We start from the raw sequence: 25,850 nt of genomic DNA on the forward strand, positions 1-25,850 counted from the left end.
GCGGGTCGGCCGCGCGGGTCTTTTCCGCCTCCGCCGCCAGCATTCTCGAACGGTCTCTGATGCGGGGCCGGGCGGCGCGCTGGACAAGCCCCGCGCGCCGCCCGACAAGGCGCGCATGGCCTCCGAGACTCCGCCCCCCGCCGTCACCCCCCTCGAGCCCGCCCGCGCCGCCCAGCTCGCCGCCGAGTTCGGCCTGAAGCCTGAGGAATACGCCCGCGCCCTGGAGATCCTGGGCCGCGCGCCGAGCCTCACGGAGCTCGGCATCTTCTCGGTGATGTGGAGCGAGCACTGCTCCTACAAGTCGAGCCGGGTGTGGCTGCGCCAGCTCCCCACCAAGGCCCCCTGGGTGCTGGTGGGCCCGGGCGAGAATGCGGGCGTGATCGAGATCGGCGAGGGGCTGGCGGCGGTCTTCAAGATGGAGAGCCACAACCACCCCTCCTTCATCGAGCCCTACAACGGCGCGGCGACGGGGGTGGGCGGCATCCTGCGCGATGTGTTCACCATGGGCGCGCGCCCCATCGCCAACCTCAACGCGCTGCGCTTCGGCGACCCCGCCCTGCCGCGCACGCGCCGCATCCTGGATGGCGTGGTGCGCGGCATCGGCGGCTACGGCAACTGCGTGGGCGTGCCCACGGTGGGCGGGGAGGTGAACTTCCACCCCGCCTACAACGGCAACCCGCTGGTCAACGCCATGACGGTGGGCATCCTGCGCGCCGACCGCATCTTCACCGCGAAGGCCACCGGCGCGGGCAATCCGGTGGTCTATGTCGGCTCCAAGACGGGGCGCGACGGCATCCATGGCGCCACCATGTCCTCGGCCGAGTTCGGCGCGGATTCCGAGGAGAAGCGCCCCACCGTGCAGATCGGCGACCCCTTCGCCGAGAAGCTGCTGATCGAGGCCTGCCTCGAACTGATGGAGACGGACGCCATCGTCGCCATCCAGGACATGGGCGCGGCGGGGCTGACCAGCTCCAGCGTCGAGATGGCGGGCAAGGGCGGCATGGGCATCCGCCTCGACATGGAGAAGGTGCCAAGCCGCGAGCCCGGCATGTCCGCCTACGAGATGATGCTGAGCGAAAGCCAGGAGCGCATGCTCATGGTGCTCAAGCCCGGGCGCGAGGCGGTGGCGGAGGCCATCTTCCGCAAATGGGAGCTCGACTTCGCCGTGATCGGCGAGCTGACCGAGACGGGGCGCATCCAGATCTTCCACCACGGCGTCTGCGAGGCGGACATCCCGCTCGCGCCGCTGGAGAGTGCCGCCCCCCTCTACCATCGCCCCACGGCGGAGACGCCCAAGCGCGCCCCGCTCGGCGAGGTGGCGGACCCGGTGGGGCTGCTGCCGGCGCTCAAGCGCCTCGTCGCCTGCCCCGATCTCTGCTCGCGCCGCTGGATCTGGGACCAGTACGACGCCCAGGTGGGCGGGCAGACGAGCAAGCGCCCCGGCGAGGCGGACGCCGCCGTGGTGCGCGTGGAGGGGCATCGCCTGGCGCTGGCCATGACCACCGACTGCACGCCGCGCTACGTGGCGGCCGACCCGGAGGAGGGCGCGAAGCAGGCGGTGGCCGAGGCGTGGCGCAACCTCACCGCCGTCGGCGCCACCCCGCGCGCCATCACCGACAACATGAACTTCGGCAACCCCGAGAAGCCCGAGATCATGGGCCAGTTCGCCGCCGCGGTGCGCGGCATGGCCGCGGCCTGCACCGCGCTCGACTTCCCGGTGATCAGCGGCAATGTCTCGCTCTACAACGAGACCGAGGGGCGCGCGATCCTGCCCACACCGGCCATCGGCGGCGTGGGCGTGCTCGAGGATCTGGCCCAGGCCGTGGGCCTCGCCCTGCCCGCGGGCTGCGAGCTCCTGCTCATCGGCGGCACGGACGGGCATCTCGGCCAGTCGCTCTGGCTGCGGGAGATCGCCGGGCGCGAGGAGGGGCCGCCGCCGCGCGTGGACCTCGCGGCCGAGCGCCGCCACGGGGATTTCGTGCGCGGCCAGATCCTCGCCGGGCGCGTGCGCGCCTGCCACGACGTGAGCGATGGCGGGCTGCTGGTGGCGGTGGCCGAGATGTGCATGGCCTCCGGCGTGGGGGCGCATCTGACCGTCGTCTCCGACCACGGCTTCTGGTTCGGCGAGGACCAGGGCCGCTATGTGCTGGCGGTGACGGAGGTCGAGCCGCTGCTCGCCGCCGCCCGCGCCGCCCATGTGCCGGCCATGCGGCTCGGCCGTTCCGGCGGCGGGGACTTGGTGTTGGACGGGGAGGGGGCCATATCGGTGGCCGAACTGCGCGAGGCGCACGAATCCACGCTGCCGCGCCTGATGGAGGGGGTCTGACCACGCATGCCGATGCAGCCGGCCGAGATCGAGGCGCTCATCAAATCCGCCCTGCCCGATGCCGAGGTCACCATCGAGGACCTGGCCGGCGACGGGGACCACTATGCCGCCAAGGTGGTGAGCGAGGCCTTCCGCGGCCTCTCCCGCGTCAAGCAGCACCAGCTCGTCTATGCCGCCCTGCAGGGGCGGATGGGCGGGGCCCTGCACGCCCTCGCGCTGCAGACCAGCGCGCCCGGCCAACCCTAACCCGCACAGGAAGCGAACGCATGAGCGACGTCGTCGAGCGCATCGAGGCCGACATCAAGAACAACCCGGTGGTGCTCTACATGAAGGGGACGCCGGTCTTCCCCCAATGCGGCTTCTCGGCCCGGGTCGTGCAGATCCTCAGCCACCTCGGCGTGCCCTTCAAAGGCGTGAACGTGCTGGAGGACATGGAAATCCGCGAGGGGATCAAGGCCTACACCAACTGGCCGACCATCCCGCAGCTCTACGTCCAGGGCGAGTTCGTGGGCGGCTGCGACATCGTGATGGAGATGTTCCAGTCGGGCGAGCTGCAGGGGATGCTGAAGGAGAAGGGCATCCCGATGAAGGAGCAGGCCTGACAAGGGCCGCGCCCGGCCCTCGCGCCGGGCCTTCCTTCTACCGCAGTTGCGGCGCGGCGAGCGCGCCGCGCAGCAGAACCACATCGTCCAGGATGTCGCGGAACTCGATGCCCTGGATGGGCGTGAGCGGCCGGCAGCGCAGCAGACGGTGGCTGCCGATGGCTTGGGCCAGCTCCATCTCGGGGAAAGGCCCCTCCGGCCTGCCCTCGACCAGCGCCACCGTGACCAGCGTGGCCCCCCGGGCGCTGCGTTCCAGGAACTCGGCGGTCTCGGCGAAGACCTCGGCGGTGTTGTCCTCCTCCTCGACCACCTGGAGGAGGAGTTTGCCGTGCAGGGCGCGCAGCGCCTCGCGCAGGCGCAGCACGGCGCGCTCCAGCGCGGCGTAGCCCTCGGGCGTCAGCGGGTCGTGGCGGTGGAAGATCGTCGGGCCGTAGAGCTGCGAGAAGCGCAGGTGGCGGCAGAGATGGCCCGCCGCGCCGGGCGGGCGCTGCTCGGGCGGGATCTCCTCATGCTCGTGCGGGGCCATGAGCAGGGCGAAATCGTCCACCAGGCAGTCGCGCACCGCCTCGGCCGGAATGGTCATCCAGTCGAAGGGGGCGGCCCAGCGCCGCAGCCCGCCGCGCCGCAGCGCCCCCGCCGCCACCGGCAGGCAGCCCAGCCCGATCACCGAGAGGGCGGCGGGCCGGGCGTTGAGCGCCGGGGCCATCACCGGCTGCAGCGGCGCGCCCGCGGCCCCGGCGATGCCCAGGCGGTTGCGCGCCTCCTCGCTGCCGAGGATGATCTTCATGAAATCGCCCGTCACCTCGGGCAGGTTCTTCTTGCGCAGCCGCGTGCGCAGCTCGTTCACGAAGGCGGTGAGCCAGGTGGGGTCCACCTCGCGGTCCAGGATCGAGGTGTGGGCGCCGCGGACGATGGCTTCGAGGGCCTCCTGCAAGGGGAGGGGATCGGGCGCGGGCATGGCGTCCTTCTCGCCGCTTCGCCGCGGCGCGTCAACGTGGACGGCGCGGCGGGGTGCGGCGGGAGGGCGTGAAAAAAGGCCGCGAAACCCGAGGTTTCGCGGCCTTCTCGTGCGGGGCGGGATCGCCCCCGGGTCAGCGCGAGTAGAACTCCACCACCAGGTTGGGCTCCATCTGCACCGGATAGGGCACGTCGCTGAACTTGGGGGCGCGCAGGAAGCGGCCCTTCATGGCGCGATGGTCCACCTCCAGGTATTCGGGCACGTCGCGCCCGGCCTCCTGCGCGGCGTCCAGCACCATGGTGAGCTGCTTGGACTTCTCCTTCACCTCGATCTCGTCATTGTCGCGCACGAGGTAGGAGGGGATGTTCACGCGCTTGCCGTTCACCAGCACATGGCCGTGGTTCACGAACTGCCGGGCGGCGAAGGGCGTCACCGCGAACTTCATGCGATAGACGATGGTGTCCAGCCGGCGCTCGAGCAGCTCGATCAGGTTCTCGGAAGTGTCGCCCTTCCGGCGCACCGCCTCCTCGTAGTACTTGCGGAACTGCTTCTCGCCGATGTTCCCATAATAGCCCTTCAGCTTCTGCTTCGCCATGAGCTGAACGCCGAAGTCCGTGGGCTTCTGCTTGCGGCGCTGGCCGTGCTGGCCGGGGCCATAGGTGCGCGCGCCCTGCTCGCCCTTGCGGGGCTTGGCGACCGGGGACTTGGCGCGGCCCCAGAGGTTCTCGCCGAGGCGGCGGTTGATCTTGTACTTGCTGGCAAGGCGCTTGGTCATGCGCGGCGCATCCCGACCCCCTTCGCGGGGCCGGCCTTCTCTCTTCGCGGCGCGGCGCGGGGCCGGCAACCGCATGGGTTGTCCCGGTAGGCCCCGGGCCCTGCGGCCGGGGCGGGCGCGCGCCAGGGCCCGTGCGGGCCGGCGCGTCCTCGTTCCCAGGAATGGGCGGGGGATAGGGCGGGGCGCGGCCCTTGTCAAACCGGGGCCGCGCCGCCTACTCCCCGGCCATGGTGACGCGCGCGGAGATTCTGGTTCTGGGCCTCACGGCCGGGGTGATCGGCTGCCTGGTGGGGGGCATGCTGTTCGGCATCGGCATGGGGCTCGTGGTGCAGGGCGCGCATATCGGCTGGCTGATGGTGCTGCCCTCGGCCCCGGTGGCGGGCGGCATCGGCTATCTGCTGGCGCGGCGGCTGGCGCGCAGGCTGGGCTGAGCCGGCGGGCGGTTGCGCCCCCGCACGTTCATCTTTTCTCAAGCCTTCTCCGTGCAGACTGAGGCACGCCACGGAGAGAGGCGCCCCCCATGCCCTTCGACGGTTCGGCCCGTTCCCCCCAGGGCCCGCACCCCGACCGCCGCCCGCCGCCGGTCGAAACCTGGACGCCGCGCGCCTTCAGCGCGCCCATCCTGGCCCCGTCGGCGGAATGGGGGCGTTTCCTGGTGGCGTTCGGCGCCGGGCTCGTGCTGTTCGGCGTGGTCGCGTTGATCCTGCTGCAATTCTGATCCGCGGCCGGGCAGGGCCTTGACGGGGGCTGCGGGGCCTCCCTCCTATGCGTCCATGGCCCGGGTCGAGATCTACACCACCGTCTTCTGCCCCTATTGCGAGCGCGCCAAGGCGCTGCTGGACCGCAAGGGCGTGGCCTATGTCGAGCACGACGCGCCGCATGGCAGCGCCGCGCGGCGCGAGGCCATCGCCCGCTCGGGCGGGCGCAGCACCGTGCCGCAGATCTTCATCGACGGGCGGGCGATCGGCGGCTCGGACGATCTTCTGGCGCTGGAGCGGGCCGGAAAACTCGACGCCCTGCTCGCCGGCTGATCCGCCCGGCGAAACCGCCGGACGCGTCAGGCAGGCGTCGCGCGGGGCTTGGCACTCGCAAGGGGCGAGTGCCAGACTATATCTCCTGCAGATGACAGCGCCGGGGCCGCAGGGGCTGCCGGCCCAGGTTGACCGGGATGATCCGCTTCTCGCTGCGTTGCGACAACGGCCACGAATTCGAGAGTTGGTTCAAGGACGGCGCCGCCTATGACCGCATGGCGGCGGCGGGCCTCGTCGAGTGCCCCGTCTGCGGCGACACGCGCGTGGCCAAGGCGCTGATGACGCCCGCCATCGCCAAGGTGCGGGGCGCGAAGGGCCGGCCCGAGGCGCCCCCGCCGGCCGCCGCGGCCACCCCGACCGCCCGCGCGGCCGCCGGCCCGTTGCCCGCCCAGGTTCTCGCCCTTCTCCAGCGCATGCGCGCGGAGATCGAGCGGTCCTGCGACTATGTGGGCGCCGATTTCGCCGAGGAGGCCCGGCGCATCCATTACGGCGAGGCCGAGGCGCGCGGCATCTATGGCGAGGCCTCCGAGGAGGAGGCCGAGGCGCTGCGCGAGGAGGGCATCGAGGTCGCCCGCCTGCCCTGGGTGCCGCGCAGCGACGGGTGATCCGTCCCGCGCGACCACGGCCCGCGTTCATACCAGCGGCCGCTTGCTTCGACTCGTGAGCAAGCGGCGCACCGGCTGGCATGCCCTTGCTTCGGCACGCCGCCACCCCACCGGGCCGCAACGCGGCGCGCCGCGTCGGGGGGTGGCAACCCGGCATGCGCGCGAGGCCCGGCCATGCGGCCGGCCGGATCAGGGGCAGGAAATCCGCGTCGCTTCCGCGAGGCGCTGCGGTGTCAGCGGCGGCCGGCCGGGCTGGCGCGGATGGTAGCCGAGCGGCAGCACCATCCGCCCATGGCCGGGCAGCGTCACGCGCTGACCCATGGGCCGGCCCAGCGCATCGCCCGCCATCATCACGATCAGGTTCTGCGGCGTGCCGCGCGTGTTGCGCAGATGGGCGCTGTAGTGCGAACGACCCTGCGCGCCCGGCGTGCCCAGCACCACGAAGCGCTCCACCACCACCCGGCCGGCGCAATAGACCTGGGCTTCGGCGCGCGCGTTCGACGGCCATGCGAGGAGGGGAAGCAGCGCGAGAAGAACGCGGCGAAGGACGGCGCCCGCCCACGCGGGTGGTGGGCACGACAGGGATTGAACCTGTGACCCCCACCGTGTCAAGGTGGTGCTCTCCCGCTGAGCTACGTGCCCGTCTGCCGCGCTGTTAGCGTGGCGCGGGGCCCGCCGCAACCCTCCTCGCCCCGGCCCTCAGCCCTGCGCCAGCCCCGCGCGGCGCATCAGCGCCGTCAGCTTCTCGCGCTCGCGCCGCCACAGCGCCTCGGCCTCCTCCGGGCCGCGGCTGACGGGGTCGTTTCCGCTCGCCTCGATGCGCCGGGCGAGCTCGGGGTCGGTGACCGCGGCGGCGAAGGCGGCGGCGAGGCGGCGGCGCAGCGCGAGCGGCGTGCCCGGCGGGGAGAAGATCATCATCCAGGTCGAGAGCTCGTAACCGGGCAGGATTTCGCCGATGGCGGGCACGCCGGGCAGGTTCGGGCGGCGCTCCGCCCCCGTCACGCCGAACGCCTTGCCGCGCTCGCTGCGCAGCACGGGGGTGAAGCTGCTCTCGCTGATGAAGCAGGAATCCACGCGCCCGGCCTGCACCTCGCGCGCGGCGTCCGCCCCGCCGCGGAAGGGCACATGCTCGAGCCGCACCCCGGCCAGGGATTGCAGCAGCTCGCCCATCAGATGGCCCACATGCCCCACCCCGGGCGTGCCGAAGGTCACCTCGCCCGGGCGGCGGCGCGCCTCGGCGAGGAAGCCGCGCAGGTCCTCGGCCGGAAAGCCGGCGCGCACGCCGAGCACATAGGGCGCCGCGGTGATCTGCGCGACATGGGGCATGGCCGCGTAGTCGAAGGGCAGGCCGCGATGGGCAAGGGGGCCGGTGATGGAGGTCGCGCCCTCCAGCAGCAGCGTGTGCCCGTCGGGCGCGGCCTGGGCCACGAAGCCCGCGCCGATGGCCCCGGAGGCGCCGGTGCGGTTCTCCACGATCAGCGGCTGGCCCAGATGCTCCGCCACCTTGGGCTGGAGGATGCGCGCCACAGTGTCCGCCACCCCGCCCGCGGAATAGGGCACGACGAGGCGCACGGGCCGTTCGGGGAAGCCGCGCTCCGCGGCCTGCTGGGCGCGGGCGAGGGCGGGGGCGGCGAGCAGCCCCGCGACCAGGATGCGGCGACGCATGGCGTTCCTCCGGTGTTTCACCGCAGGCTGGCGGGGAAGCGCGCCGGCTTGCAAGCGCCGCGTGCGGGCGCATCTGCCGCGCATGGTCCGAACCCCGCCCGCCGCCCTCGCCCGCCTGCTCGACCGCGCGACCTATGAAGGCTACCGCCTCGGCTTCGAGGCCGCCCGGGCCGAGGCCGCGCTGCTGGCCGAGCGCGCGGGGCAGGGGGCGCTCGCCGCCGCCCTCCGCGCCATGGCCCCGCTGCCCGACCGCGCGGCCCCCCAGTGAACGCACCCCCCTCCATGAGCGCCGCGCGCGAGGGGCTGCGCGACTGCCCCCATTGCGGCGAGCCCAGCATGGCGAACCGACTGGCCGATGGCGCGCTCGTCTGCTCCTGCCCCGCCATGCGCCGGCTGCCCGAGGGGCCGCGCCCGCTTCCCGCCGCGCCCGGCCGGGACTAGCCTTTCCGCTCCCCGCCGAAGGAGCGCCCGATGTCCGCGTCCCTCTCCGCCCCCGTGACGGCCGAGCAGGTCGAGGCCTTCCAGCGCGACGGCGCCATCCTGCTGCGCGGCGCCTTCCGCGACTGGGTGGAGCCGCTGCGCGCCGGCATCGCCCAGGTGATGGAGAATCCGAGCCCCTATGAGCGCAGCTACACGCCCAAGGACGGCTCGGCCCGCTTCTTCCAGGATCTGTGCAACTGGCAGCGCATCCCCGAACTGCGCGGCTTCGTGCTGGAGGGGCCCGGCGCGGCCATCGCCGCCGCCCTGATGAAAAGCCCGATCGCGCGCTTCTTCCACGACCACATCCTGGTGAAGGAGCCGGGCACCTCGATGGTCACGCCCTGGCACCAGGACAGCCCCTATTACTGCGTGGGCGGCGAGCAGTCCGTCAGCTTCTGGATTCCGCTCGACCCGGTCGGGCGCGAGACCACGCTCGAATGCGTCGCGGGCTCGCACCGCTGGGGGGTGAACCACAAGCCCCAGCGCTTCGACGGCACCGATCTCTACGAGGGCGACGACAGCCCGCAGATGCCCGACATCGAGGCCGAGCGCGCGCGCTACACCATCCTCGGCTGGGCGATGGAGCCGGGCGATGCGGTGGCCTTCGACTTCCGCACCGTCCATGGCGCGCCCGCCAACCGCTCCGCCACGCGCCGGCGCGTGTTCTCGGCGCGCTGGGTGGGGGCGGACGCCGTTTTCGTGGACCGCAAGGGCCGCGGCTCGCCGCCGCTGCGCCACCTGACGCTGGCCGACGGCGCGCCCTTCGACGCGCCGGATTTTCCCGTGGTGTTCCGCGCCTGAAGGCTTGGCAGGAACCTCCCGTTCCTGCCACCTTCCTGCAACGCAGCAGAACCGACCACGGAGAGAGAGCCCATGAAGCGCCGCCACCTCGCCCAGGCCGCCGCCATCGGCGGCGTCGCCAGCCTCGCCACGCCCGCGCTGAGCCAGGGGCGGATCGAGTGGCGCATGGTCACGCTCTGGCCGCGCAACCTGCCCGGCCCCGGCGTGGCCGCGCAGCGCTGCGCGGACCGAATCGGCGCGCTCTCGGGCGGGCGGCTGACGGTGCGCCTCTTCGCCGCCGGCGAGGTGGTGCCCGCCCCCGGCGCCTTCGACGCGGTGGCCGCCGGCACGGCCGATCTCTACCACGGCGTGCCCGCCTTCTGGATTTCCAAGTCCCCCGGCATCGGCTTCTTCGGCAGCTTCCCCTTCGGCCTGACGGCGCAGGAGCGCCAGGGCTGGATGATGCACGCCGGCGGCCAGGCGCTCTATGACGAGATCTACGGCCGCTTCGGCATCAAGCCCTTCATCACCGGCGACAGCGGGCCGCAATGGCTCGGCTGGTTCCGCCGCGAAATCCGCTCCATCGAGGATTTCCGCGGGCTGCGCTTCCGCACCACGGGCCTGGGTGCCGAGATGTTCCGCCGCGCCGGCGCCTCGGTCGTGAACCTGCCCGCGGGCGAGATCTTCGCCGCGCTGCAGTCGGGCACCATCGACGCGGCCGAGTTCCTCGGCCCCTTCTCGGACGCGCCGCTCGGCCTGCATCAGGTGGCGAAGAACTACTACTTCCCCGGCGTGCAGGAGCCCTCCTCGGCCGAGGAGATCGGCATCAACATGGCGCGCTGGAACGCCCTGCCGGAGGATCTCAAGAACGTCGTGCGCTTCGCCTGCATGTCGCTCGCCGAGGAGACGACCACGGAATACGACGTGCGCCACCCCATCGCGCTGCAGGAGCTCGTCACCCGCCACCAGGTGGTGGTGCGCGAGGCCCCGCGCGACCTGCTGATCGCCTTCGGCAACACGGCGGGGCAGATGCTCGAGGAGCTGCGCAACCACCAGGACCCGCTGGTGAAGCGCATCGCCGACAGCTACGCCGCCTTCCGCAACCGCTCGGCCGGCTACATGGCGCAGAGCTACGGGGCGAACTTCAACGCCCGCGCCCTGCCCATCCGCTGGGGCTGAGGGGCGCTTGCGCGCGGCGCTGCGGCTCGCCGACGGGCTCGACCTCTTCTCGCGGGCCATCGGGCTCGGCGCGCGCTGGCTCGCCGTGCTGCTCGTGCTGGTGCAGTTCCTGGTGGTGGTGCTGCGCTATGTCTGGGGCTCCTCCTTCGTCTGGATGCAGGAGAGCGTGGTGTACGTGCACGCCGCGCTCTTCATGCTCGCGATCGGCTACGCCTACCTGATCGACGCCCATGTGCGGGTGGACTTCTTCTACGGCCGCTGGAGCGAGCGGACGAAGGCGTGGTGCGACCTCATCGGCATCGTCGTGACGGTGCTGCCCTTCTGCTGGCTGCTCTGGTGGGCCTCCTGGGGCTATGTGGAGCGCAGCTTCCGGCTGGGCGAGGGGCCGATGGCGCGCGGCGGGCTGCCGCTGCAGCCCTATCTCAAGGCGCTGATCCTGGTGATGGCGAGCCTGCTCGCCCTGCAGGCGCTCTCCATCGCCATCCGCGCCGTGGCCGTGATCACCGGCCGGGCCGAGACCCTCTTCCCGCAGAAGCAGACCCTCTCCGCATGAGTCCCTCCGCCATCGGGCAGTGGCTCGACCTCTTCATGATGATCGCGCTGTGCACGCTCATCATGACCGGCATCCCCGTGGTGTTCATCCTGACCGGCACGGCGGTGGTCTTCGCCGGGCTCGGCATCCTCTTCGGCGCCTTCGACGCCTTCCTGCTGGGGGCGCTGGCGCAGCGCGTCTTCGGCACGATGACGAGCGAGGTGCTCATCGCCATCCCTCTCTTCATCTTCATGGGCATGATGCTCGAGAAGTCGAAGATCGCGCCCGAGCTGCTGGAGGCGATGGGCCGGCTCTTCGGGCCGCTGCGCGGGGGGCTTGCCGTCTCGGTCACGCTGGTGGGGGCGCTGCTCGCGGCCTCCACGGGCATTGTGGGCGCCACGGTGGTGACCATGGGCCTCATCGCGCTGCCCGCGATGATGAGGAACCGCTACCAGCCCGAGTTCTCCTGCGGGACGATCTGCGCGGCCGGCACGCTCGGGCAGATCATCCCGCCCTCCACCGTCATGGTCATTCTGGGCGAGGTGCTGGCCGCGGCCTACCAGCAGGCGCAGCTCGCGCAGGGGAAGTTCTCGGTCGAGACGATCTCGGTCGGGCAGCTCTTCGCGGGGGCGATGATCCCGGGGCTGATGCTCGCGGGGCTCTACATTCTCTACCAGGTGGCGCTGTGCTGGTGGAAACCCGAGATCGGGCCGGCCATGCGGCGTGAGGAGGCCGAGCGCCTGCCCGCCTCGGCGCTGGCGCGGGCGCTGCTGCCGCCCATCGCGCTGATCGTCTGCGTGCTGGGCTCCATCCTGGGCGGCATCGCCACGCCGACGGAAGCGGCGGCGGTGGGCGCGGTGGGGGCCACGCTGCTCGCGGGGCTCAGGCTCGGCGGCGGGCCCGCCTGGCCCATCCATGGCGCGGCGCTCTCGGCGCTCGGGCTCGTGGCGCTCGGCTCCCTCTTCGACATGCGCATCGGGCGCGAGGCGCCCCCGCTGCCGGACCTCCTCGCCATGTGGGCGGCGCTGCCGCTCGCGCTGATGCTGGCCTACGGCATCGCGGTCTCGCTGCGCCGGGCCTTCGGGGGCGGGGTGCTGGGCGGCGTGTCGCACTCCACCATGAGCGTGACGGCGATGATCTTCGCCACGCTGATCGGCGCGACGCTGTTCAGCCTCGTCTTCCGCGGCCTGGGCGGGGACGACATGATCCGCGCCTTCCTCGAGATGATCCCCGGCGGCAAGTACGGCGCGCTGTTCGTCGTGATGCTGATCGTCTTCATCCTCGGCTTCCCGCTGGATTTCGTGGAGATCGTCATCATCGTCGTGCCCATCGTGGGGCCGGTGCTGCTGCAGATGGGCATAGACCCGATCTGGTTCGGCGTGCTGCTGGCGCTGAACCTGCAGACGAGCTTCCTCACGCCGCCGCTCGGGCCCACGCTGTTCTACCTGCAGGGCGTGCTGCCCAAGGGGGTGACGGCGCGGCAGGTCTATCGCGGCGTCACGCCCTTCGTGATCCTGCAGCTTCTCGGCCTGCTGCTCGTGGTGCTCTTCCCCGGCCTCGCCACCTGGCTGCCCGAGGTGATCTTCAAGTAGAGCCCCCGCGCGCGAGGCCGGCCCAGGCGGCGAGGGCGAGCAGCCCCGCCGCGCCGATCAGCGCCGCCATGGGCAGGGCGGTGCCGTCGTGCAGCGCCGAGAGCGCCGCCCCCAGCAGCGCGCCCAGCCCGAACTGCAGCGTGCCCAGCAGCGCCGAGGCCGTGCCCGCCATCTGCCCATGCGGCTGGATGGCGAGCACCGTGCCGATGGGCAGCACGAGGCCGAGCGCGGCCGTATAGGCCAGGATGGGCAGGTAGAGCGCCCAGAACCCCGCCGCCAGCGCCCCCGCCAGCGCCACGGCGCCCCCGGCGAGCGCGAGCGCGAGCAGCGCGAGGCCGAAGAGCCGCGGCCGCCCGATGCGCTCCGCAAGCGGCCCCGAGAGCTGCCCGCAGCCGATCACCCCCGCCGCCGCCGCGCCGAAATACCAGCCATACTGCTCGGGCGGGATGCCGTGCAGCCGGATGAACACGAAGGGCGAGCCCGCGATGTAGGCGAACATCCCCGCCAGCGCGAAGCCGCTCGCCAGCGCCGTGCCGAGGAAGCGGCGGTCGCGCAGCAGCCCGGCATAGGCGCCGAGCACCTGTGCGGCCGGCGCGCGGCGGCGCCGCTCGGGCGGCAGCGTCTCGGGCAGGCCGCGCCAGCAGGCCAGCATGGCCGCGAGCCCGGTGAGGGCGAGGAACCAGAACACGCCGCGCCAGCCCAGCGCCCAGGCCACCCAGCCGCCCAGCAGCGGCGCGAGGATGGGCGCGGCCCCCATCACCAGCATCAGCCGCGCCATCATCCGCACCGGGTCGAAGCGGTCGGCGAGGTCGCGCACCACGGCGCGCGCGATCACCATGCCCGCGCAGGCGCCCAGCGCCTGCAGCAGCCTGAGCGCCACAAGCGCCTCGATGGCGGTGGCGAGCGCGCAGAGCGCCGAGGCCGCGGTATAGAGGATCAGCGCGGCGAAGAGCGGCCGCCGCCGCCCGTAGCGGTCCGCGAGCGGCCCGTGCAGGAGCTGGCCCGCCGCCATGCCCAGGAAGAAGGCCGCGAGCGTGGCCTGCGCGCCCTCCATGCCCCCGCCCAGCGCCTCGCCGATGGCGGGCAGGGCGGGGAGGTACATGTCGATGGAGAGCGGCCCGAAGGCCGCGAGCAGGCCGAGGACGGCGGCCAGCCGCGCGCGGTTCACGCCGGCGGCGGCAGGAAGTCCACCTCGCACTCGGTCGAGATCCTCACCACCGTCTCGGGGTCGGTGACGTTGTGGATGCGGCTGAACAGCTCGTAGAGCTTGCGCGAGGGCGCCACCCAGAACAGCGCGCGCACCGGCGCGCCGGACTTGTTGAAGATCCCGTGCGGCAGCCCCATGGGCATGCGGATCAGGTCGCCCGCCTTCGCGTGGAGCGTCTGGCCGTCGAGCATCAGCTCGAAGGCGCCCTCGAAGATGTGGATGTACTCGTCCTGCGTGGGATGGATGTGCGGGGGCACGAAGGCGCCGGGCGGGAAGAGCGTGTCGAAGGCGAAGCTCGTCGCCGAATGCTGGCGCGGCTTGTAGGTCTGGCCCAGGATGTTCCAGACGATGCCGCCCAGGCCCTCGCCCGCGGGGGTGATGCCGGCCGTCTCGTTCATGCGCTCTGTTCCCTTGCTGCGCGATCCGCAGGGGCGAGGCTGCGCGCGCCCCGCGCGGATGGCAAGCGCGTCACGCGGCCCCGAGCAGAAGCTCCGCGCAGGCGTCGAGGATCGCGCTCTCATCGAGCCCGTATTCGGCGTAGAGCGAGGGGATGTCGCCCGCCTGGCCGAAGCGGTCCACGCCGAGGGCGGCCACGCGCTGCCCGCGCACCGCGCCCATCCAGTCGAGCGCGGCGGGGTGCCCGTCGAGCACGGTGACGAGGCCCGCGCCGGGCGCCAGCGGCGCGAGCAGCCGCTCGATGTGCGAGGGATGGGCACCCGGCCCCCGCCGGGCCGCGCGCCGCGCCGCGAGCCAGCCCTGGTGCAGCCGGTCGGGCGAGGTGACGGCGAGCAGCCCCGCGCGCGGTTCCTCCGCGCGCAGCGCCTCGAAGGCGGCCATGGCCTCGGGCGCCACGGGCCCCTGGTAGGCGATGGCGATGGGCGCGCCCTCGCCGGGCGGGACCATCCAGTAGCCGCCCGCGATCACCGCCGCCTCGTCCAGCGCGCGCTCGGGCTGGGCGAGGGCGCGGGTGGAGAGGCGCAGCCAGACGCTCGAGCCGTCCTCGGCCTGCATGTGGGCGAAGGCGTGGCGCATCAGCACCGCGAGCTCGTCGGCGAAGGCGGGCTCGTAGCTCGCGAGACGGTCCTGCGCCATGCCGATCAGGGGCGTGTTCACGCTCTGGTGCTGCCCGCCCTCGGGCGCGAGGGTCAAGCCCGAGGGCGTGCTGACCAGCAGGAAGCGCGCATCCATGTAGCAGCCATAGATCAGCGCATCGAGGCCGCGGTTCACGAAGGGATCATAGACCGTGCCGACGGGCAGCAGCCGCGCGCCGTAGAGCCGGTCCGACAGGCCGAGCGCGGCCAGCACCAGGAACAGGTTCTGCTCGGCGATGCCGAGCTCGATGTGCTGGCCCTCGGGGCTCATGCCCCAGCGCTGGGCGGAGGCGAGCTTGGCGTCGCGGAACACGTCGTTCTTCAGGTGCCGGTCGAAGATGCCGCGCCGGTTCACCCAGGGGCCGAGATTGGTGCTCACCGTCACGTCGGGGCTGGTGGTGACGATGCGCGCGGCGAGTTCGCGGAACTCGCCGTCGCCGCGGCCGATCCCGGCGAGGATCTCGCCGAAGGCGGCCTGGGTGGAGAGCTTGCGCCCCGCCGGCACGCGCGGCACGGGCAGGCGGGCGGGCACATGGATGGCGGGCGCCTTCAGGCTGCGCCCCGCGGGCGTGAGCGGCGTGGCGAAGGGCACGGAGGCGAGGAAACCGGCCATCTCCTCGGGCGGGATGTCGAGGCCCTCGAAGGCGTCCCACTCATGGCCCGGGCGGATGTTCATGGCCGCGCGGAAGCCCTCCATCTGCTCCTTCGTCATCAGCCCGGCGTGGTTGTCCTTGTGGCCGGCGAAGGGCAGCCCCATGCCCTTGATGGTGTAGGCGATGAAGCAGGTGGGCTGGTCGCCCGCCGCGTCCTGGGCGCGGAAGGCCTCCATCAGCGTCTCGATGTCGTGGCCGCCGAGATTGGTCATCAGCGCCGCGAGCTCCTCGTCGGAGAGCGGGTCGATGATGGCGCGCACCCCTTCCTCGCGGCCGAGATCGGCGAGCAGCGCCGCGCGCCAGGCCGCGCCGCCCTGGAAGGTGAGGGCGGCGTAGAGGGAGTTCGGGCAGTCGTCGATCCAGCGGCGCAGGGATTCGCCGCCCGGCCGGGCGAAGGCGGCCTGCAGGCGGCGGCCGTATTTGAGGGTGACGACGTTCCAGCCCATGTCGCGGAACAGCCCCTCGATGCGGCCGAAGAGGCGGTCCTGCACCACGGAATCGAGGCTCTGGCGGTTGTAGTCCACCACCCACCAGACGTTGCGGATGTCGTGCTTCCAGCCCTCGAGCAGCGCCTCGTAGATGTTGCCCTCGTCGAGCTCGGCGTCGCCCACGATGGCGACGTGCCGGCCGGCGGGCAGATCCTTCGGTGCGAGGCCCTTGAGGCGCACATAGTCCTGCACCAGCGCGCCGAAGGAGGTGAGCGCGACGCCGAGGCCCACGCTGCCCGTGGAGAAATCCACCTCCGCCCCGTCCTTCACGCGGGAGGGATAGGGCTGGATGCCGCCGAAGGCGCGCAGCGTGGCCAGGCGCTCGGCCTTCTGCCGGCCCAGCAGCAGGTTGATCGCGTGGAAGACGGGCCCCGCATGGGGCTTCACCGCCACGCGGTCGGCGGGCTTCAGGATGTCGAAATAGAGGGCGGTCATGATGGAGATGACCGAGGCGCAGGAGGCCTGGTGCCCGCCCACCTTCAGCCCGTCGCGGTTCGGGCGGATGTGGTTCGCGTGGTGGATCATCCACGCCGAGAGCCAGAGCAGCTTGCGCTCGATCGCGTGCAGCAGGGAGAGGCGGCGCGCCTCCTCCGGCGGTGCGGCGCGCGGCGGTATGCCCTGGATGGTCATGGCTCGGCTCCTCCAGCCCCTGCGGGCAGGGTAGGGCGGGCGCGCGCGCCCTCCAAGCGGGCTGGACGCGGGGCCCGGGGCGGCGGAAGCTCCCGCCCATGGAAGAGCCGCCCCTGCTGGTCGCGCGCGATGCGCGCGGCGTCGTCACCGCCACGCTGAACCGCCCCGCGCTCGGCAACGCCTACAACGGCGCGATGCTGGAGGCGCTGATCGAGGGGCTCGCGACCCTGGCGCGGGATGCGACGGTGCGCGCCCTCGTGATCCGCGGCGCGGGGCGGCATTTCCAGGCCGGGGCCGACATCGGCTGGCTGAGCGCGGCCTCCGCGGCCCCGCCGGCTGAGGCGCACGCCGCCTCGCTGCTCACCACCCGGGCCATGGCCGCGCTCAACGAGTTCCCGCGCCCGACGCTGGCCGTGATCCATGGCGCCTGCTTCGGCGGCGGGGTGGGCATCGCCTGCTGCGTGGATGTGGCGCTGGCCAGCACGGGCGCGAGCTTCGGCATCACCGAGGTGCGGGTGGGTGTCGCGCCCTCGCCCATCTCCACGCACATGGTCCACGCCATGGGGCTGCGCCAGGCGCGGCGCTACGCCATCACCGGCGAGCGCTTCGGCGCGGAGGAGGCGCGGCGCATCGGCCTCGTGCACGAGGTGCACCCGCCCGAGGCCCTCGAGGCGCGGCTTGCGGAGATCCTGGACGAGACGCTGCTCTCCTCGCCCGCCGCCGTGGCCGTGACGAAGGCGAGCCTGCTCGGCGCGAACGGACTGACCCTGACCGCGCGGGAGATGGAGGAACTGGCGCGCGAGAGCTGGATGCAGCGCGCCTCGGCCGAAGGGCGCGAGGGGTTGGCGGCCTTCCGCGAAAAGCGGCGGCCCCGCTGGGCGCCCTGACCCCGGGCGGCTATTCCGCCGCCTGCCGCCCGCCCGCCGCGATGGCGCGGATGCAGGCCTCGAAGAGCGTGAGGTCGTTCCAGGGAAGCGGCGCCTCGGGGCGCAGCAGCACGCCCCCGGAGGCGGCGATGGCGCCCTCGATCATCAGGTTCTCTGCCAGGCCGAACTCCTCGACCTCCAGCCCATCGGCGTCGCGCCAGACTTCTCCGTCGAAGCGCGCCTCGGGCACGCGGGCGCGGTGCGGGCGCGGGTCATGGGTGTAGCCGTGCACGGGCCGCCCCAGGCCCCGCATGTAGCCGAGCTCATAGACCGTGCCCGGATCCGCGCCCGCGCCGCGGAAGGGGGTGAGGTTGGCCACCAGCGCCTCGCAGCCGGCGAGATGGAGCTTGTTGGCGGCGAAGATGCGCCGCCACTCGGGCGGGCCGGAGGGCATGGGGGCGGGCGGGTCGAGCGGGAAGACGCCCGTCAGGCCGTGGCGGGCGCAGATCGCCTTCTTCGCGGCGCCGATCGCCGCCGCATCGGGGAGGAAGACCTCCGGCCCGGCCAGGTAGATTCGCATGCGCCCATCCTGCCCCCTCGCCGAGGAAGCGCCTAACATGATCGGCATGGACGCCGAAGCGGAATACAACAATCGCGCCCGGGTGCCCGAGCACCCCGCCATCCTCGCGCGATGGATGCGCGCGGCGGAAATGTTCCGCGCCGCCGTGCCGCCAGAGACCCTCGCCTACGGCCCCGGCCCACGCGAGGCGATGGACCTCTTCCTCCCGCGCGGGGTGGAGCGGCCGCCGGTCGCGCTGTTCTTCCATGGCGGCTACTGGCAGGCGCTGGACCGCAGGGCGGTGAGCCATGTCGCGGCGGGGCTGCTGGCGCTCGGGGTGGCGGTGGCGCTGCCCTCCTATGACCTCTGCCCCGAGGTGCCGCTCGCGCGCATCTGCGAACAGGCCGAGGCGGCGGCGCGCGCCCTGCACGCGCGCATGGGCGTGCCCATGCTGGTGGCCGGCCATTCGGCGGGGGGGCATCTGGCGGCTTGGCTGCTCGCGCGGCTTCCGGAGGAGGTGGCGGCGGCGGCGCTGCCCGTCTCCGGCCTGTTCTGGCTGGAGCCGCTGCTGCCCACCTCCATCAACGCCGCGCTCGGGCTGGATGCCGAGACGGCGCGCGCCCTCTCGCCCGCCTTGCTGCCTGCGCCGGGCCGGCCGCTGGTGGCGGCGGTGGGCGGCGAGGAGAGCGCCGAGTTCCTTCGCCAGAGCCGCGAGTTCGCCGCGCTCTGGGGCGGGCGCTGCGAGGTGCTGGAGGGGCTGAACCACTTCACCGTGCTCGGCCCGCTCTCGGAACCGCGCCACCCGCTCACGCTGCGGGCGGCGGCGCTTGCGCGGGCCGCGCGGGGCGGGTTATCGCCCGTCTGACACATTCCACGGCGGCGCGGCGCGCCGAATCAGGGCAGGGGGAGAGAGCGGATGGGCATCGAGACCAAGCCGGCGCTGGCGCGCCGCGGCATCCTGGCCGGCGGCGCGGCGCTGCTGGCCGCCCCGGCCCTGCGCGCGCAGGGCGCGCCGATCAAGGTGGGGCTGGTCGCGGTGCTGACCGGGCCGCAGGCGGCCCTGGGAACCCAGCTCCGCGACGGCTGGACGCTCGGGCTGCGCCATCTCGAGAACCGGCTCGGCGGCCGCCCGGTCGAGACCATCGTGATCGACGACGAGCTGCGCCCCGATGTGGCCGTGACCAAGGTCCGCGCCGCGCTGGAGCGCGACCGGGTGGATTTCGTGGTGGGCGTGGTGTTCTCCAACATCCTGCAGGCGATCATGCGCCCGGTGACGGAGGCCAACACCTTCCTGATCTCCACCAATGCGGGGCCCTCCACCTTCGCCGGGCGCGGCTGCAACCCCTTCTTCTTCGCCACCAGCTACAACAACGACCAGGTGCACAGCGTCATGGGCCAGGCGGCGCAGGATGCGGGCTATCGCCGCGTCTTCCTGCTCACGCCCAACTACCAGGCGGGGCGCGACGCCATGGCGGGCTTCAAGTCCCGCTTCCAGGGCCAGGTGGTGGACGAGGTCTATGTGCCGCTGACGCATGTGGACTTCTCGGCCGAGCTCGCGCGCATCGCCGCGCTGCGGCCGGACGCGGTCTTCACCTTCATGCCGGGCGGGCTGGGCGTGAACCTGGTGCGGCAGTACCGCCAGGCGGGGCTGCAGAACATCCCCTTCCTCTCCACCTTCACGGTGGACGAGGCGACGCTGCCCGCCCAGGGCGAGGCGGCGCTGGGCTTCTTCAGCGGCGCCAACTGGGCGCCCAACATGGAGAACGAGCAGAACCGCCGCTTCGTGCGCGACATGGAGGCGCAGTTCAACTACGTCCCCGCCACCTACGCGGCGCAGAGCTACGACACGGCGATGCTGCTCGATTCCGCCGTGCGGCGCGTCGGCGGCAACCTCGCCGACAAGAACGCGCTGCGCCAGGCCATCGCGGCGGCGGATTTCCGGTCGGTGCGCGGGGCCTTCCGCTTCGGCGCGAACCAGTATCCCGTGCAGGATTTCTGGCTCTGCCAGGTGGTCCGCCGCCCCGATGGGCGCTTCCAGACCCAGACGGTGCGCCGGGTGCTGGAGGCGAATGTGGACCCCTGGGCGGGCGAGTGCCGCATGCCGGGGCGGGTGTAGGCCGCGCCCAAGTCTCGCTGCGCAGGAGCCTGCCGGGGGCCGCGTTCATGATCCGTGTCGCTGGTGTGACGGCGCCCCCTTCGCGGGCCAGGCCCGCGGGGCCTTCCGGGGCGCGGAGGAAGGCGCGGGCCGGCGCCTTGCGGAGGGGCCTCGCGTGACCGCCACGCTGTTGCTGGTGCAGGTGCTGAACGGGCTGCAGTTCGGCATCCTGCTCTTCCTCGTCGCGGCGGGGCTGACGCTGGTGTTCGGGGTGATGGACTTCATCAACCTCGCCCACGGCGTGCAGTACATGATCGGCGCCTATCTGGGCGCGACGCTCGCGGCGCTGACCGGCTCCTTCTGGTTCGGGCTGCTGCTCGCCCTGCCGGCGGCGCTGGTCTTCGGGCTGCTGCTCGAGGTTCTGGTCTTCCGCCACTTCTACGAGCGCGACCACCTCTCCCAGGTGCTCGCCACCTTCGGCGTGATCCTGGTGCTGAACCAGGGGGTGAAGGCGGTGTTCGGCGCGGCGCCCATGCAGATGCCGCTGCCCGAGGCGCTCTCGGGCGGGGTGCGGATCATGGAGGGGCTGCTCTATCCCAGCTACCGCCTCGCCATCCTGGCGGCGGGCCTCGTCACCGCGGGGCTGCTGTGGTTCCTCGTCGAGCGGACGAAGCTCGGCATGCTGGTGCGCGCGGGCGCCTCCAACGCGCCCATGCTCTCCGCCCTCGGGGTGGATGTGCGGCGGCTGTTCATGATGGTGTTCGGCTTCGGCGCCATGCTGGCGGGCTTCGCGGGGGCGATGGCCGCGCCCATCCTCTCGGTGGAGCCAGGGATGGGGGACAATCTGCTCATCCTCGCCTTCGTGGTGATCGTGATCGGCGGCATCGGCTCCATCCGCGGCGCCTTCCTCGCGGCGCTGATCGTGGGCCTGGTCGAGACCATCGGCCGGAGCATGATGCCGGACCTGATGCGCCTTTTCCTCGACCCCTCCGCAGCGCGGCAGACGGGGGCGGCGCTCGCCTCCATGCTGATCTACATCGTGATGGCCGCGATCCTCGCCTTCCGCCCGGCCGGCCTCTTCCCGGTGCGGACGTGACCTGGCGCGACGCGGCCCTGCCGGCGGGCGTCTTCGCGGCGCTGGCGCTGGCGCCCTTCCTGGGCTTCGGGCAGAGCCACAGCCTCACCCTGCTCGCGCGCGCCATGATCTTCGCCATGGCCGCCATCTCGCTGATGCTGCTGGTGGGGGGCGCGGGGCTCGTCTCGCTCGGGCATGCGGCGATGATGGGGGTGGGCGCCTATGCGGTGGTGGTGCTGGACCATGCGCGCATCACCGAGGCCTGGGCGGTGCTGCCCGCGGGGGTGGGGGCGACCGCGCTCTTCGCGCTGGCGACGGGGGCCATCGCCATCCGCACCTCGGGCGTGCACTTCATCATGATCACCCTCGCCTTCGGGCAGATGGCCTTCTTCACCGCCTCCTCGCTCGCGCTCTTCGGGGGGGATGACGGCTACACCCTCTACGGCCGCACCGAGATCTTCGGCGCGCGGCTGCTCGAGGACCGGCTCGCCTTCCACTTCGCCTGCCTGTTCTGCCTCGTCGCCGCCTGGGCGCTGGTGCGGGCGCTGCTCGCCAGCCGCTTCGGGCGGGTGCTGCGCGCGGCGCGGGAGAACGAGACGCGGGTGCGCGCGCTGGGCCTCGAGCCCTATCCCTATCGCCTCGCCGCCTATGTCATCGCGGGGGCGATCGGCGGGCTTGCGGGCGTGCTGCTCGCCAACGCCACCGAGTTCGTCGCGCCCGCCTATCTCGCCTGGCAGCGCAGCGGGGATCTGCTGTTCATGGTGATCCTGGGCGGGCTCGCGGGGCCGCACGGGGCGCTGCTGGGCGCGCTCGCCTTCGTGCTGGTCGAGGAATGGCTCGCCACGCTGACCGAGCATTGGCGGCTCATCTTCGGGCCGCTGCTCATCCTCTGCGTGCTGTTCCTGCGCGGCGGGATCGCGGGGCTGCTCGGCCGTGGCTGAACCGCTGCTGGAGCTGCGCGGGCTGAACAAGAGCTTCGGCGGGCTGCGCGTGACGGAGAACGTCTCCCTCACCCTGGAGGCGGGCGAGATCCATGCGCTGATCGGCCCCAATGGCGCGGGCAAGACGACGCTGATCCAGCAGATCAGCGGGGCGCTCGCCCCGGATTCGGGAGAAATCCGCTTCCTCGGCGAGGACGTCACGCGGCTGTCCATGGCGCGGCGGGCGCGGCGCGGGCTCGCGCGCAGCTTCCAGATCACGAGCGTGATCCCCTCCTTCTCGGCGCTGGAGAACGCGGCGCTGGCGGTGCAGGCGCGCAGCGGCTCCTCCTTCCGCTTCTTCCGCCCCGCGGCCCGCGAGGCCGCATTGAACGAGGCGGCCATGGCGGCGCTGGAGGAGGTGGGGCTTGCGCCGCGCGCGCATCTGCCCGCCGCCGCCCTCAGCCACGGCGAGCGGCGGCAGCTCGAACTCGCCATCGCGCTGGCCATGCGCCCGCGCGCCCTGCTGCTGGACGAGCCGCTGGCCGGCACGGGGCCGGAGGAGGCCGAGCGGCTGATCCGCATCCTGCGCGGGCTCGGCGCGCGCTACGGCATCCTGCTGGTCGAGCACGACATGCGGGCCGTCTTCGCCCTGGCGCAGCGCGTCTCGGTGCTCGCCCAGGGGCGGGTGATCGCGACCGGCAGCCCCGCCGGCATCCGCGCCGATCCCGTGGTGCGCGCGGCCTATCTGGGCGAGGAAGAGGGGGAGGGCTGATGCTCCTCGTCGAGGGCCTCGCCGCGCAGTATGGCGCCTCCCAGGCGCTCTTCGACGTGAGCCTCGCGGTGGGGGCGGGCGAGGTGGTGACGCTGCTCGGCCGCAACGGCATGGGCAAGACCACCACGGTGCGCGCCATCATGGGGCTGCTGCCGAGCCAGGGCGGGCGGATCACCGGCGGGGCGCTGCGCTTCGAGGGCGCCTCGCTGCTGGGCGCGCCGCCCTTCGCCATCGCGCGGCGGGGGCTCGGGCTGGTGCCGGAGGGGCGGCAGGTCTTCCCCACCCTGAGCGTGGAGGAGAACCTGATCGCGACCGCCCGGCCCGGGCGCTGGACGCTCGCCTCGGTCCATGCGCTCTTCCCGCGCCTTGCGGAGCGCCGGCGCAGCCTGGGGCGCACCCTCTCGGGCGGCGAGCAGCAGATGCTCGCCATCGGCCGGGCGCTGATGACCAATCCGCGCCTGTTGATCCTGGACGAGGCGACGGAGGGGCTCGCCCCCCTGATCCGCGCCGAGATCTGGGAGGTGCTGGGCCGCCTCAAGGCGGAGGGGCAGGCGATCCTGCTCATCGACAAGAACCTCGCGGCCGTGATGCGCCTTGCGGACCGGCATGTGGTGATCGAGCGCGGGCGCACGGTCTGGACGGGGGATTCGGCGGCGCTGGCCGCGGCGCCCGAGGTGCGGGAGCGGTATCTGCACGTGTGATACGGTCGGCATGAGATGCCGACCGTATCGCGCGCAGGGTTGGCGTGGCGGCTGCGCGCCAAAACAAGGTCATACCAGCGGCCGCAGCGGCTTCTCAGAAGTCGAAATCAGCGGCCGCTGGTATGATGCGGCCGGCGGTCAGGCGGGCCCGATCAGCCCGGCGCGAAAGGCTGCAGCGGCGCGTCCTTGCGCTGATAGAGCGGGTGCTTGGGGCTGCCATCGGCGTTGCGGCCGAAGCAGAGCAGGGGCACCCCCTCCGCCGCCAGCGTGGCCGCCACCGCCGGCCCCCGCCCCGCGAGGGGGCGCGGCGGCTGGCCCCAGGCCGCCACCACCAGCGGCGCGCCGCGGCAGAAGCGCCGGATGGCCGCGTCGTTCTCCGCTCCCACCGGGTCCTCCACCTCCAGCAGCCGCGCCTTGTCGGTGGCGCGATAGGCGAAGATGTTGAGCATGGTGAGCCCCGGCAGCCCCCAGAGGTGGCGGGCGCGCCACATCACCCCGGCCACGGTCGGGTCGTCGGCGGTTTCATCGGCGGTGGAGGGGTTCATCCCGATCACCACGCCGCAGCCCGGCGCGTCCATGGGCGCGCCGTCCCAGCGGCGGGTGAGCCACCAGCGCCAGCGGCGGCAGGGCGAGAAGGCGGCGGCGGAGGCGACATCGGGCGCCAGCGCCCGGCGCACCCGCCCGCCCGGGTCATGGGTCTGCATGGCGCGAGTATTGGCGCGGGCGGGGGTTTCGGCTACACGCCGCGCTTCCAGCCGGCGCCGGCGGCCGCGGGCGTGGTGGAATTGGCAGACACGCTGGATTTAGGTTCCAGTGGCGCAAGCCGTGGGGGTTCAAGTCCCTCCGCCCGCACCACTCGGAACCCGTGAACCGGCTCTCAACCCAGTGGGATTGGATTGCGCGCGATGCAGGTGACCGAGGTTGCGAACGAGGGTCTGAAGCGGGCCTACACGGTGGTGGTGCCCGCGGCCGAGATCGCCGCGAAGAAGGAAAAGCGCCTCGCCGAGCTTGCCAAGACCATGTCCATCCCGGGCTTCCGCCCCGGCAAGGTGCCGCAGAAGATCGTCCAGGCGCGCTACGGCCAGGCCGTGATCGGCGAGGTGCTGGAGGCCTCGGTGCAGGACGCCACCGGCAAGGTGGTCGAGGAACGCGGCCTGCGCCCCGCCCAGCAGCCGAAGATCGAGCTGGTGAACTTCGCCGACGGCGCCGATCTCGAGTTCCGCGTGGACCTGGAGGTGCTGCCCGAAATCCCGATGCCCGATTTCTCCGGCATCGCGCTCACCCGCTACAAGGCCGTGCCCGCCGAGAAGGAGGTGGCCGAGGCGCTGGAGAACATCCAGCGCCGCCAGGCGAAGCTCGAGGAGGTCGCGCCGCGCCCCGCCGCCAAGGGCGAGGTGCTGGTCTGCGATTTCGAGGGCCGCATCGGCGGCGAGGCCTTCCAGGGCGGCAGCGCCACCGACATGCCCATCGAGGTGGCGGGCCCGGGCTTCATCCCCGGCTTCACCGAGCAGCTCGAGGGGCTGTCGCCCGGGGAGGAGCGCGTGATCGCCGTCACCTTCCCCGCCGACTACGGCGCGGCGGATCTGGCCGGCAAGGAGGCGCAGTTCACCGTCAAGGCCAAGGCGCTCAAGGTCTATTCGAAGCCCGCGCTGGACGACGAGCTGGCGAAGACGCTCGGCTTCGAGAATCTCGGGAAGCTGCGCGAGATGGTCACCGAGATGCTGCAGCGGGAGTATGACGGGCTCTCGCGCCTCGGGGTGAAGCGCAAGCTGCTCGACGCGCTGGCCGAGCGCGCCGCCTTCCCGGTGCCCGAGGGGATGGTGGAGGCCGAGTTCGCGCAGATCTGGCAGCGCGTGGAGGCCGATCTCAAGGCCGGCCGGCTGGACGGCGAGGACGCCGGCAAGGACGAGGCGACGCTCAAGGCCGACTACCGCGCCATCGCCGAGCGGCGCATCCGGCTGGGGCTGCTGCTCTCCGAGATCGGGCGGACCAACAACATCCAGGTCAGCCGGGAGGAGCTGCAGCGGGCCCTGATGGCCGAGGTGCAGCGCTATCCGGGCCAGGAGAAGCAGGTCATCGAGTTCTTCACGAAGAACCCGCAGGCGATGGAGAACCTGCGCAGCCCGATCTTCGAGGAGAAGGTGGTGGATTTCCTGCTCGAGCTCGCCAAGGTCACCGAGGAACAGGTGGACGCCGAGGCGCTCGCCAAGGCCGCCCAGGCGGCCTGAGCGGGCGGCGGGGCAGGGGGGGCTTCCCCCGGCGGCCCCT

The 25,850-nt window shown here is 72.7% G+C and carries 30 protein-coding genes and 2 tRNA genes; 22 read left to right on the forward strand and 10 right to left on the reverse strand.

The genetic code is table 11. The annotated features are described in order from the left end of the window. The first annotated feature begins 115 nt into the window (after window positions 1-115). Genes purL through grxD form a run of 3 tightly spaced genes read left to right on the forward strand, consistent with a single transcriptional unit; the run spans window position 116 to window position 2,928 of the window. Entirely contained in the window at window positions 116-2,326 is a 2,211-nt protein-coding gene (purL, locus tag H596_RS0105690; RefSeq protein WP_027284071.1) for a phosphoribosylformylglycinamidine synthase subunit PurL, read from the forward strand. A 6-nt stretch (window positions 2,327-2,332) separates the two neighbouring features. Beyond that, a complete protein-coding gene (locus H596_RS0105695) occupies window positions 2,333-2,572 on the forward strand; it encodes a BolA family protein (protein WP_027284072.1) in 240 nt (79 codons plus the stop codon). A gap of 20 nt (window positions 2,573-2,592) precedes the next feature. Next, window positions 2,593-2,928, forward strand: a complete 336-nt coding sequence (grxD, locus tag H596_RS0105700) for a Grx4 family monothiol glutaredoxin (RefSeq protein ID WP_027284073.1) — start codon at window positions 2,593-2,595, stop codon at window positions 2,926-2,928. A 37-nt stretch (window positions 2,929-2,965) separates the two neighbouring features. On the opposite strand, the gene H596_RS22775 is transcribed toward grxD, so the two are convergent. Continuing rightward, window positions 2,966-3,886: a DUF1796 family putative cysteine peptidase gene (locus tag H596_RS22775; protein ID WP_051212447.1), complete on the reverse strand. Its 921-nt coding sequence runs from the start codon at window positions 3,884-3,886 to the stop codon at window positions 2,966-2,968. Between the two features lie 133 nt (window positions 3,887-4,019). Further along, entirely contained in the window at window positions 4,020-4,661 is a 642-nt protein-coding gene (rpsD, locus tag H596_RS0105710) for a 30S ribosomal protein S4 (RefSeq protein ID WP_027284074.1), read from the reverse strand. Window positions 4,662-4,888: 227 nt separating this feature from the next. Here rpsD and H596_RS0105715 point away from each other — a divergent pair, with 227 nt between their 5' ends. The 4 genes from H596_RS0105715 to H596_RS0105730 all read left to right on the forward strand — a co-directional run bounded on the left by H596_RS0105715 (window position 4,889) and on the right by H596_RS0105730 (window position 6,297). Further along, window positions 4,889-5,092 (forward strand): hypothetical protein, encoded by a 204-nt coding sequence (locus H596_RS0105715; RefSeq protein ID WP_027284075.1) that lies wholly within the window; start codon window positions 4,889-4,891, stop codon window positions 5,090-5,092. 89 nt (window positions 5,093-5,181) lie between these two features. After that, complete coding sequence (locus H596_RS0105720; protein ID WP_027284076.1) at window positions 5,182-5,379, forward strand: hypothetical protein; 198 nt, start codon at window positions 5,182-5,184, stop codon at window positions 5,377-5,379. A 55-nt stretch (window positions 5,380-5,434) separates the two neighbouring features. After that, entirely contained in the window at window positions 5,435-5,692 is a 258-nt protein-coding gene (grxC, locus tag H596_RS0105725) for a glutaredoxin 3 (RefSeq protein ID WP_027284077.1), read from the forward strand. 137 nt (window positions 5,693-5,829) lie between these two features. After that, the gene (locus H596_RS0105730) at window positions 5,830-6,297 is read left to right on the forward strand and encodes a DUF1178 family protein (RefSeq protein ID WP_027284078.1); all 468 of its coding nucleotides are present in this window, start codon (window positions 5,830-5,832) and stop codon (window positions 6,295-6,297) included. A gap of 189 nt (window positions 6,298-6,486) precedes the next feature. Here the strand turns inward: H596_RS0105730 and H596_RS0105735 are convergent, their stop codons facing one another. The 3 genes from H596_RS0105735 to H596_RS0105745 all read right to left on the reverse strand — a co-directional run bounded on the left by H596_RS0105735 (window position 6,487) and on the right by H596_RS0105745 (window position 7,962). Next, the gene (locus H596_RS0105735) at window positions 6,487-6,753 is read right to left on the reverse strand and encodes a hypothetical protein (protein WP_156910049.1); all 267 of its coding nucleotides are present in this window, start codon (window positions 6,751-6,753) and stop codon (window positions 6,487-6,489) included. A 111-nt stretch (window positions 6,754-6,864) separates the two neighbouring features. Then, window positions 6,865-6,939: transfer RNA gene (locus H596_RS0105740), tRNA-Val, on the reverse strand. A gap of 57 nt (window positions 6,940-6,996) precedes the next feature. Continuing rightward, on the reverse strand, window positions 6,997-7,962 hold the full coding sequence (locus H596_RS0105745) for a Bug family tripartite tricarboxylate transporter substrate binding protein (protein ID WP_027284080.1): 966 nt from the start codon (window positions 7,960-7,962) through the stop codon (window positions 6,997-6,999). 82 nt (window positions 7,963-8,044) lie between these two features. Between H596_RS0105745 and H596_RS0105750 the strand changes: the two genes are divergently transcribed. The 6 genes from H596_RS0105750 to H596_RS0105775 all read left to right on the forward strand — a co-directional run bounded on the left by H596_RS0105750 (window position 8,045) and on the right by H596_RS0105775 (window position 12,525). After that, window positions 8,045-8,230, forward strand: coding sequence for a hypothetical protein (locus H596_RS0105750; protein WP_156910051.1), 186 nt, complete (start codon window positions 8,045-8,047; stop codon window positions 8,228-8,230). A gap of 14 nt (window positions 8,231-8,244) precedes the next feature. Continuing rightward, entirely contained in the window at window positions 8,245-8,403 is a 159-nt protein-coding gene (locus tag H596_RS23760; protein WP_156910052.1) for a hypothetical protein, read from the forward strand. A 30-nt stretch (window positions 8,404-8,433) separates the two neighbouring features. After that, window positions 8,434-9,243, forward strand: a complete 810-nt coding sequence (locus tag H596_RS0105760) for a phytanoyl-CoA dioxygenase family protein (protein WP_037300209.1) — start codon at window positions 8,434-8,436, stop codon at window positions 9,241-9,243. Between the two features lie 72 nt (window positions 9,244-9,315). Then, complete coding sequence (locus H596_RS0105765) at window positions 9,316-10,401, forward strand: TRAP transporter substrate-binding protein (protein WP_027284083.1); 1,086 nt, start codon at window positions 9,316-9,318, stop codon at window positions 10,399-10,401. A gap of 7 nt (window positions 10,402-10,408) precedes the next feature. After that, the gene (locus tag H596_RS0105770; RefSeq protein ID WP_027284084.1) at window positions 10,409-10,954 is read left to right on the forward strand and encodes a TRAP transporter small permease subunit; all 546 of its coding nucleotides are present in this window, start codon (window positions 10,409-10,411) and stop codon (window positions 10,952-10,954) included. Beyond that, the gene (locus tag H596_RS0105775; protein ID WP_027284085.1) at window positions 10,951-12,525 is read left to right on the forward strand and encodes a TRAP transporter large permease; all 1,575 of its coding nucleotides are present in this window, start codon (window positions 10,951-10,953) and stop codon (window positions 12,523-12,525) included. Before H596_RS0105770 ends, H596_RS0105775 begins: the two co-directional genes overlap by 4 nt. On the opposite strand, the gene H596_RS0105780 is transcribed toward H596_RS0105775, so the two are convergent. The 3 genes from H596_RS0105780 to H596_RS0105790 form a co-directional block, all read right to left on the reverse strand. Then, entirely contained in the window at window positions 12,518-13,693 is a 1,176-nt protein-coding gene (locus H596_RS0105780) for a Bcr/CflA family multidrug efflux MFS transporter (RefSeq protein WP_027284086.1), read from the reverse strand. The genes H596_RS0105775 and H596_RS0105780 overlap by 8 nt on opposite strands. After that, window positions 13,690-14,130 carry a cupin domain-containing protein gene (locus H596_RS0105785; protein ID WP_027284087.1) on the reverse strand — a complete coding sequence of 147 codons (441 nt, stop codon included), beginning with the start codon at window positions 14,128-14,130 and terminating at the stop codon, window positions 13,690-13,692. The genes H596_RS0105780 and H596_RS0105785 overlap by 4 nt, the downstream gene beginning before the upstream one ends. 70 nt (window positions 14,131-14,200) lie before the next feature. After that, window positions 14,201-16,594 carry a 1-deoxy-D-xylulose-5-phosphate synthase N-terminal domain-containing protein gene (locus tag H596_RS0105790; protein ID WP_051212451.1) on the reverse strand — a complete coding sequence of 798 codons (2,394 nt, stop codon included), beginning with the start codon at window positions 16,592-16,594 and terminating at the stop codon, window positions 14,201-14,203. A 98-nt stretch (window positions 16,595-16,692) separates the two neighbouring features. On the opposite strand from H596_RS0105790, the gene H596_RS0105795 reads away from it, so the two are divergent. Beyond that, window positions 16,693-17,481, forward strand: coding sequence for an enoyl-CoA hydratase-related protein (locus H596_RS0105795; RefSeq protein WP_027284089.1), 789 nt, complete (start codon window positions 16,693-16,695; stop codon window positions 17,479-17,481). A gap of 10 nt (window positions 17,482-17,491) precedes the next feature. Here H596_RS0105795 and H596_RS0105800 read toward each other — a convergent pair whose 3' ends face one another. Then, on the reverse strand, window positions 17,492-18,040 hold the full coding sequence (locus H596_RS0105800; protein ID WP_027284090.1) for a nucleoside 2-deoxyribosyltransferase: 549 nt from the start codon (window positions 18,038-18,040) through the stop codon (window positions 17,492-17,494). A gap of 37 nt (window positions 18,041-18,077) precedes the next feature. On the opposite strand from H596_RS0105800, the gene H596_RS20285 reads away from it, so the two are divergent. The 6 genes from H596_RS20285 to H596_RS0105830 all read left to right on the forward strand — a co-directional run bounded on the left by H596_RS20285 (window position 18,078) and on the right by H596_RS0105830 (window position 23,582). Next, window positions 18,078-18,884 carry an alpha/beta hydrolase gene (locus H596_RS20285; protein ID WP_037300212.1) on the forward strand — a complete coding sequence of 269 codons (807 nt, stop codon included), beginning with the start codon at window positions 18,078-18,080 and terminating at the stop codon, window positions 18,882-18,884. Window positions 18,885-18,935: 51 nt separating this feature from the next. Next, window positions 18,936-20,135 carry an ABC transporter substrate-binding protein gene (locus H596_RS0105810; protein ID WP_156910053.1) on the forward strand — a complete coding sequence of 400 codons (1,200 nt, stop codon included), beginning with the start codon at window positions 18,936-18,938 and terminating at the stop codon, window positions 20,133-20,135. A 154-nt stretch (window positions 20,136-20,289) separates the two neighbouring features. Next, window positions 20,290-21,210, forward strand: coding sequence for a branched-chain amino acid ABC transporter permease (locus H596_RS0105815; protein WP_027284092.1), 921 nt, complete (start codon window positions 20,290-20,292; stop codon window positions 21,208-21,210). Further along, window positions 21,207-22,130, forward strand: coding sequence for a branched-chain amino acid ABC transporter permease (locus tag H596_RS20290; RefSeq protein ID WP_051212453.1), 924 nt, complete (start codon window positions 21,207-21,209; stop codon window positions 22,128-22,130). The genes H596_RS0105815 and H596_RS20290 overlap by 4 nt, the downstream gene beginning before the upstream one ends. Continuing rightward, a complete protein-coding gene (locus H596_RS0105825; protein ID WP_027284093.1) occupies window positions 22,123-22,881 on the forward strand; it encodes an ABC transporter ATP-binding protein in 759 nt (252 codons plus the stop codon). Before H596_RS20290 ends, H596_RS0105825 begins: the two co-directional genes overlap by 8 nt. After that, window positions 22,881-23,582: an ABC transporter ATP-binding protein gene (locus tag H596_RS0105830; protein ID WP_027284094.1), complete on the forward strand. Its 702-nt coding sequence runs from the start codon at window positions 22,881-22,883 to the stop codon at window positions 23,580-23,582. Before H596_RS0105825 ends, H596_RS0105830 begins: the two co-directional genes overlap by 1 nt. A 152-nt stretch (window positions 23,583-23,734) precedes the next feature. On the opposite strand, the gene H596_RS20295 is transcribed toward H596_RS0105830, so the two are convergent. Further along, the gene (locus H596_RS20295) at window positions 23,735-24,286 is read right to left on the reverse strand and encodes a DUF1643 domain-containing protein (protein ID WP_051212454.1); all 552 of its coding nucleotides are present in this window, start codon (window positions 24,284-24,286) and stop codon (window positions 23,735-23,737) included. Window positions 24,287-24,352: 66 nt separating this feature from the next. Here H596_RS20295 and H596_RS0105840 point away from each other — a divergent pair. Both H596_RS0105840 and tig read left to right on the forward strand, forming a co-directional pair. Beyond that, a tRNA-Leu gene (locus H596_RS0105840) sits at window positions 24,353-24,437 on the forward strand. Window positions 24,438-24,487: 50 nt separating this feature from the next. Further along, on the forward strand, window positions 24,488-25,810 hold the full coding sequence (gene tig, locus H596_RS0105845; RefSeq protein ID WP_027284095.1) for a trigger factor: 1,323 nt from the start codon (window positions 24,488-24,490) through the stop codon (window positions 25,808-25,810). The last annotated feature ends 40 nt before the right edge of the window (window positions 25,811-25,850 follow it).

The sequence above is a fragment of the Rubritepida flocculans DSM 14296 genome (genome assembly GCF_000425365.1).
Taxonomy (GTDB): domain Bacteria; phylum Pseudomonadota; class Alphaproteobacteria; order Acetobacterales; family Acetobacteraceae; genus Roseococcus; species Roseococcus flocculans.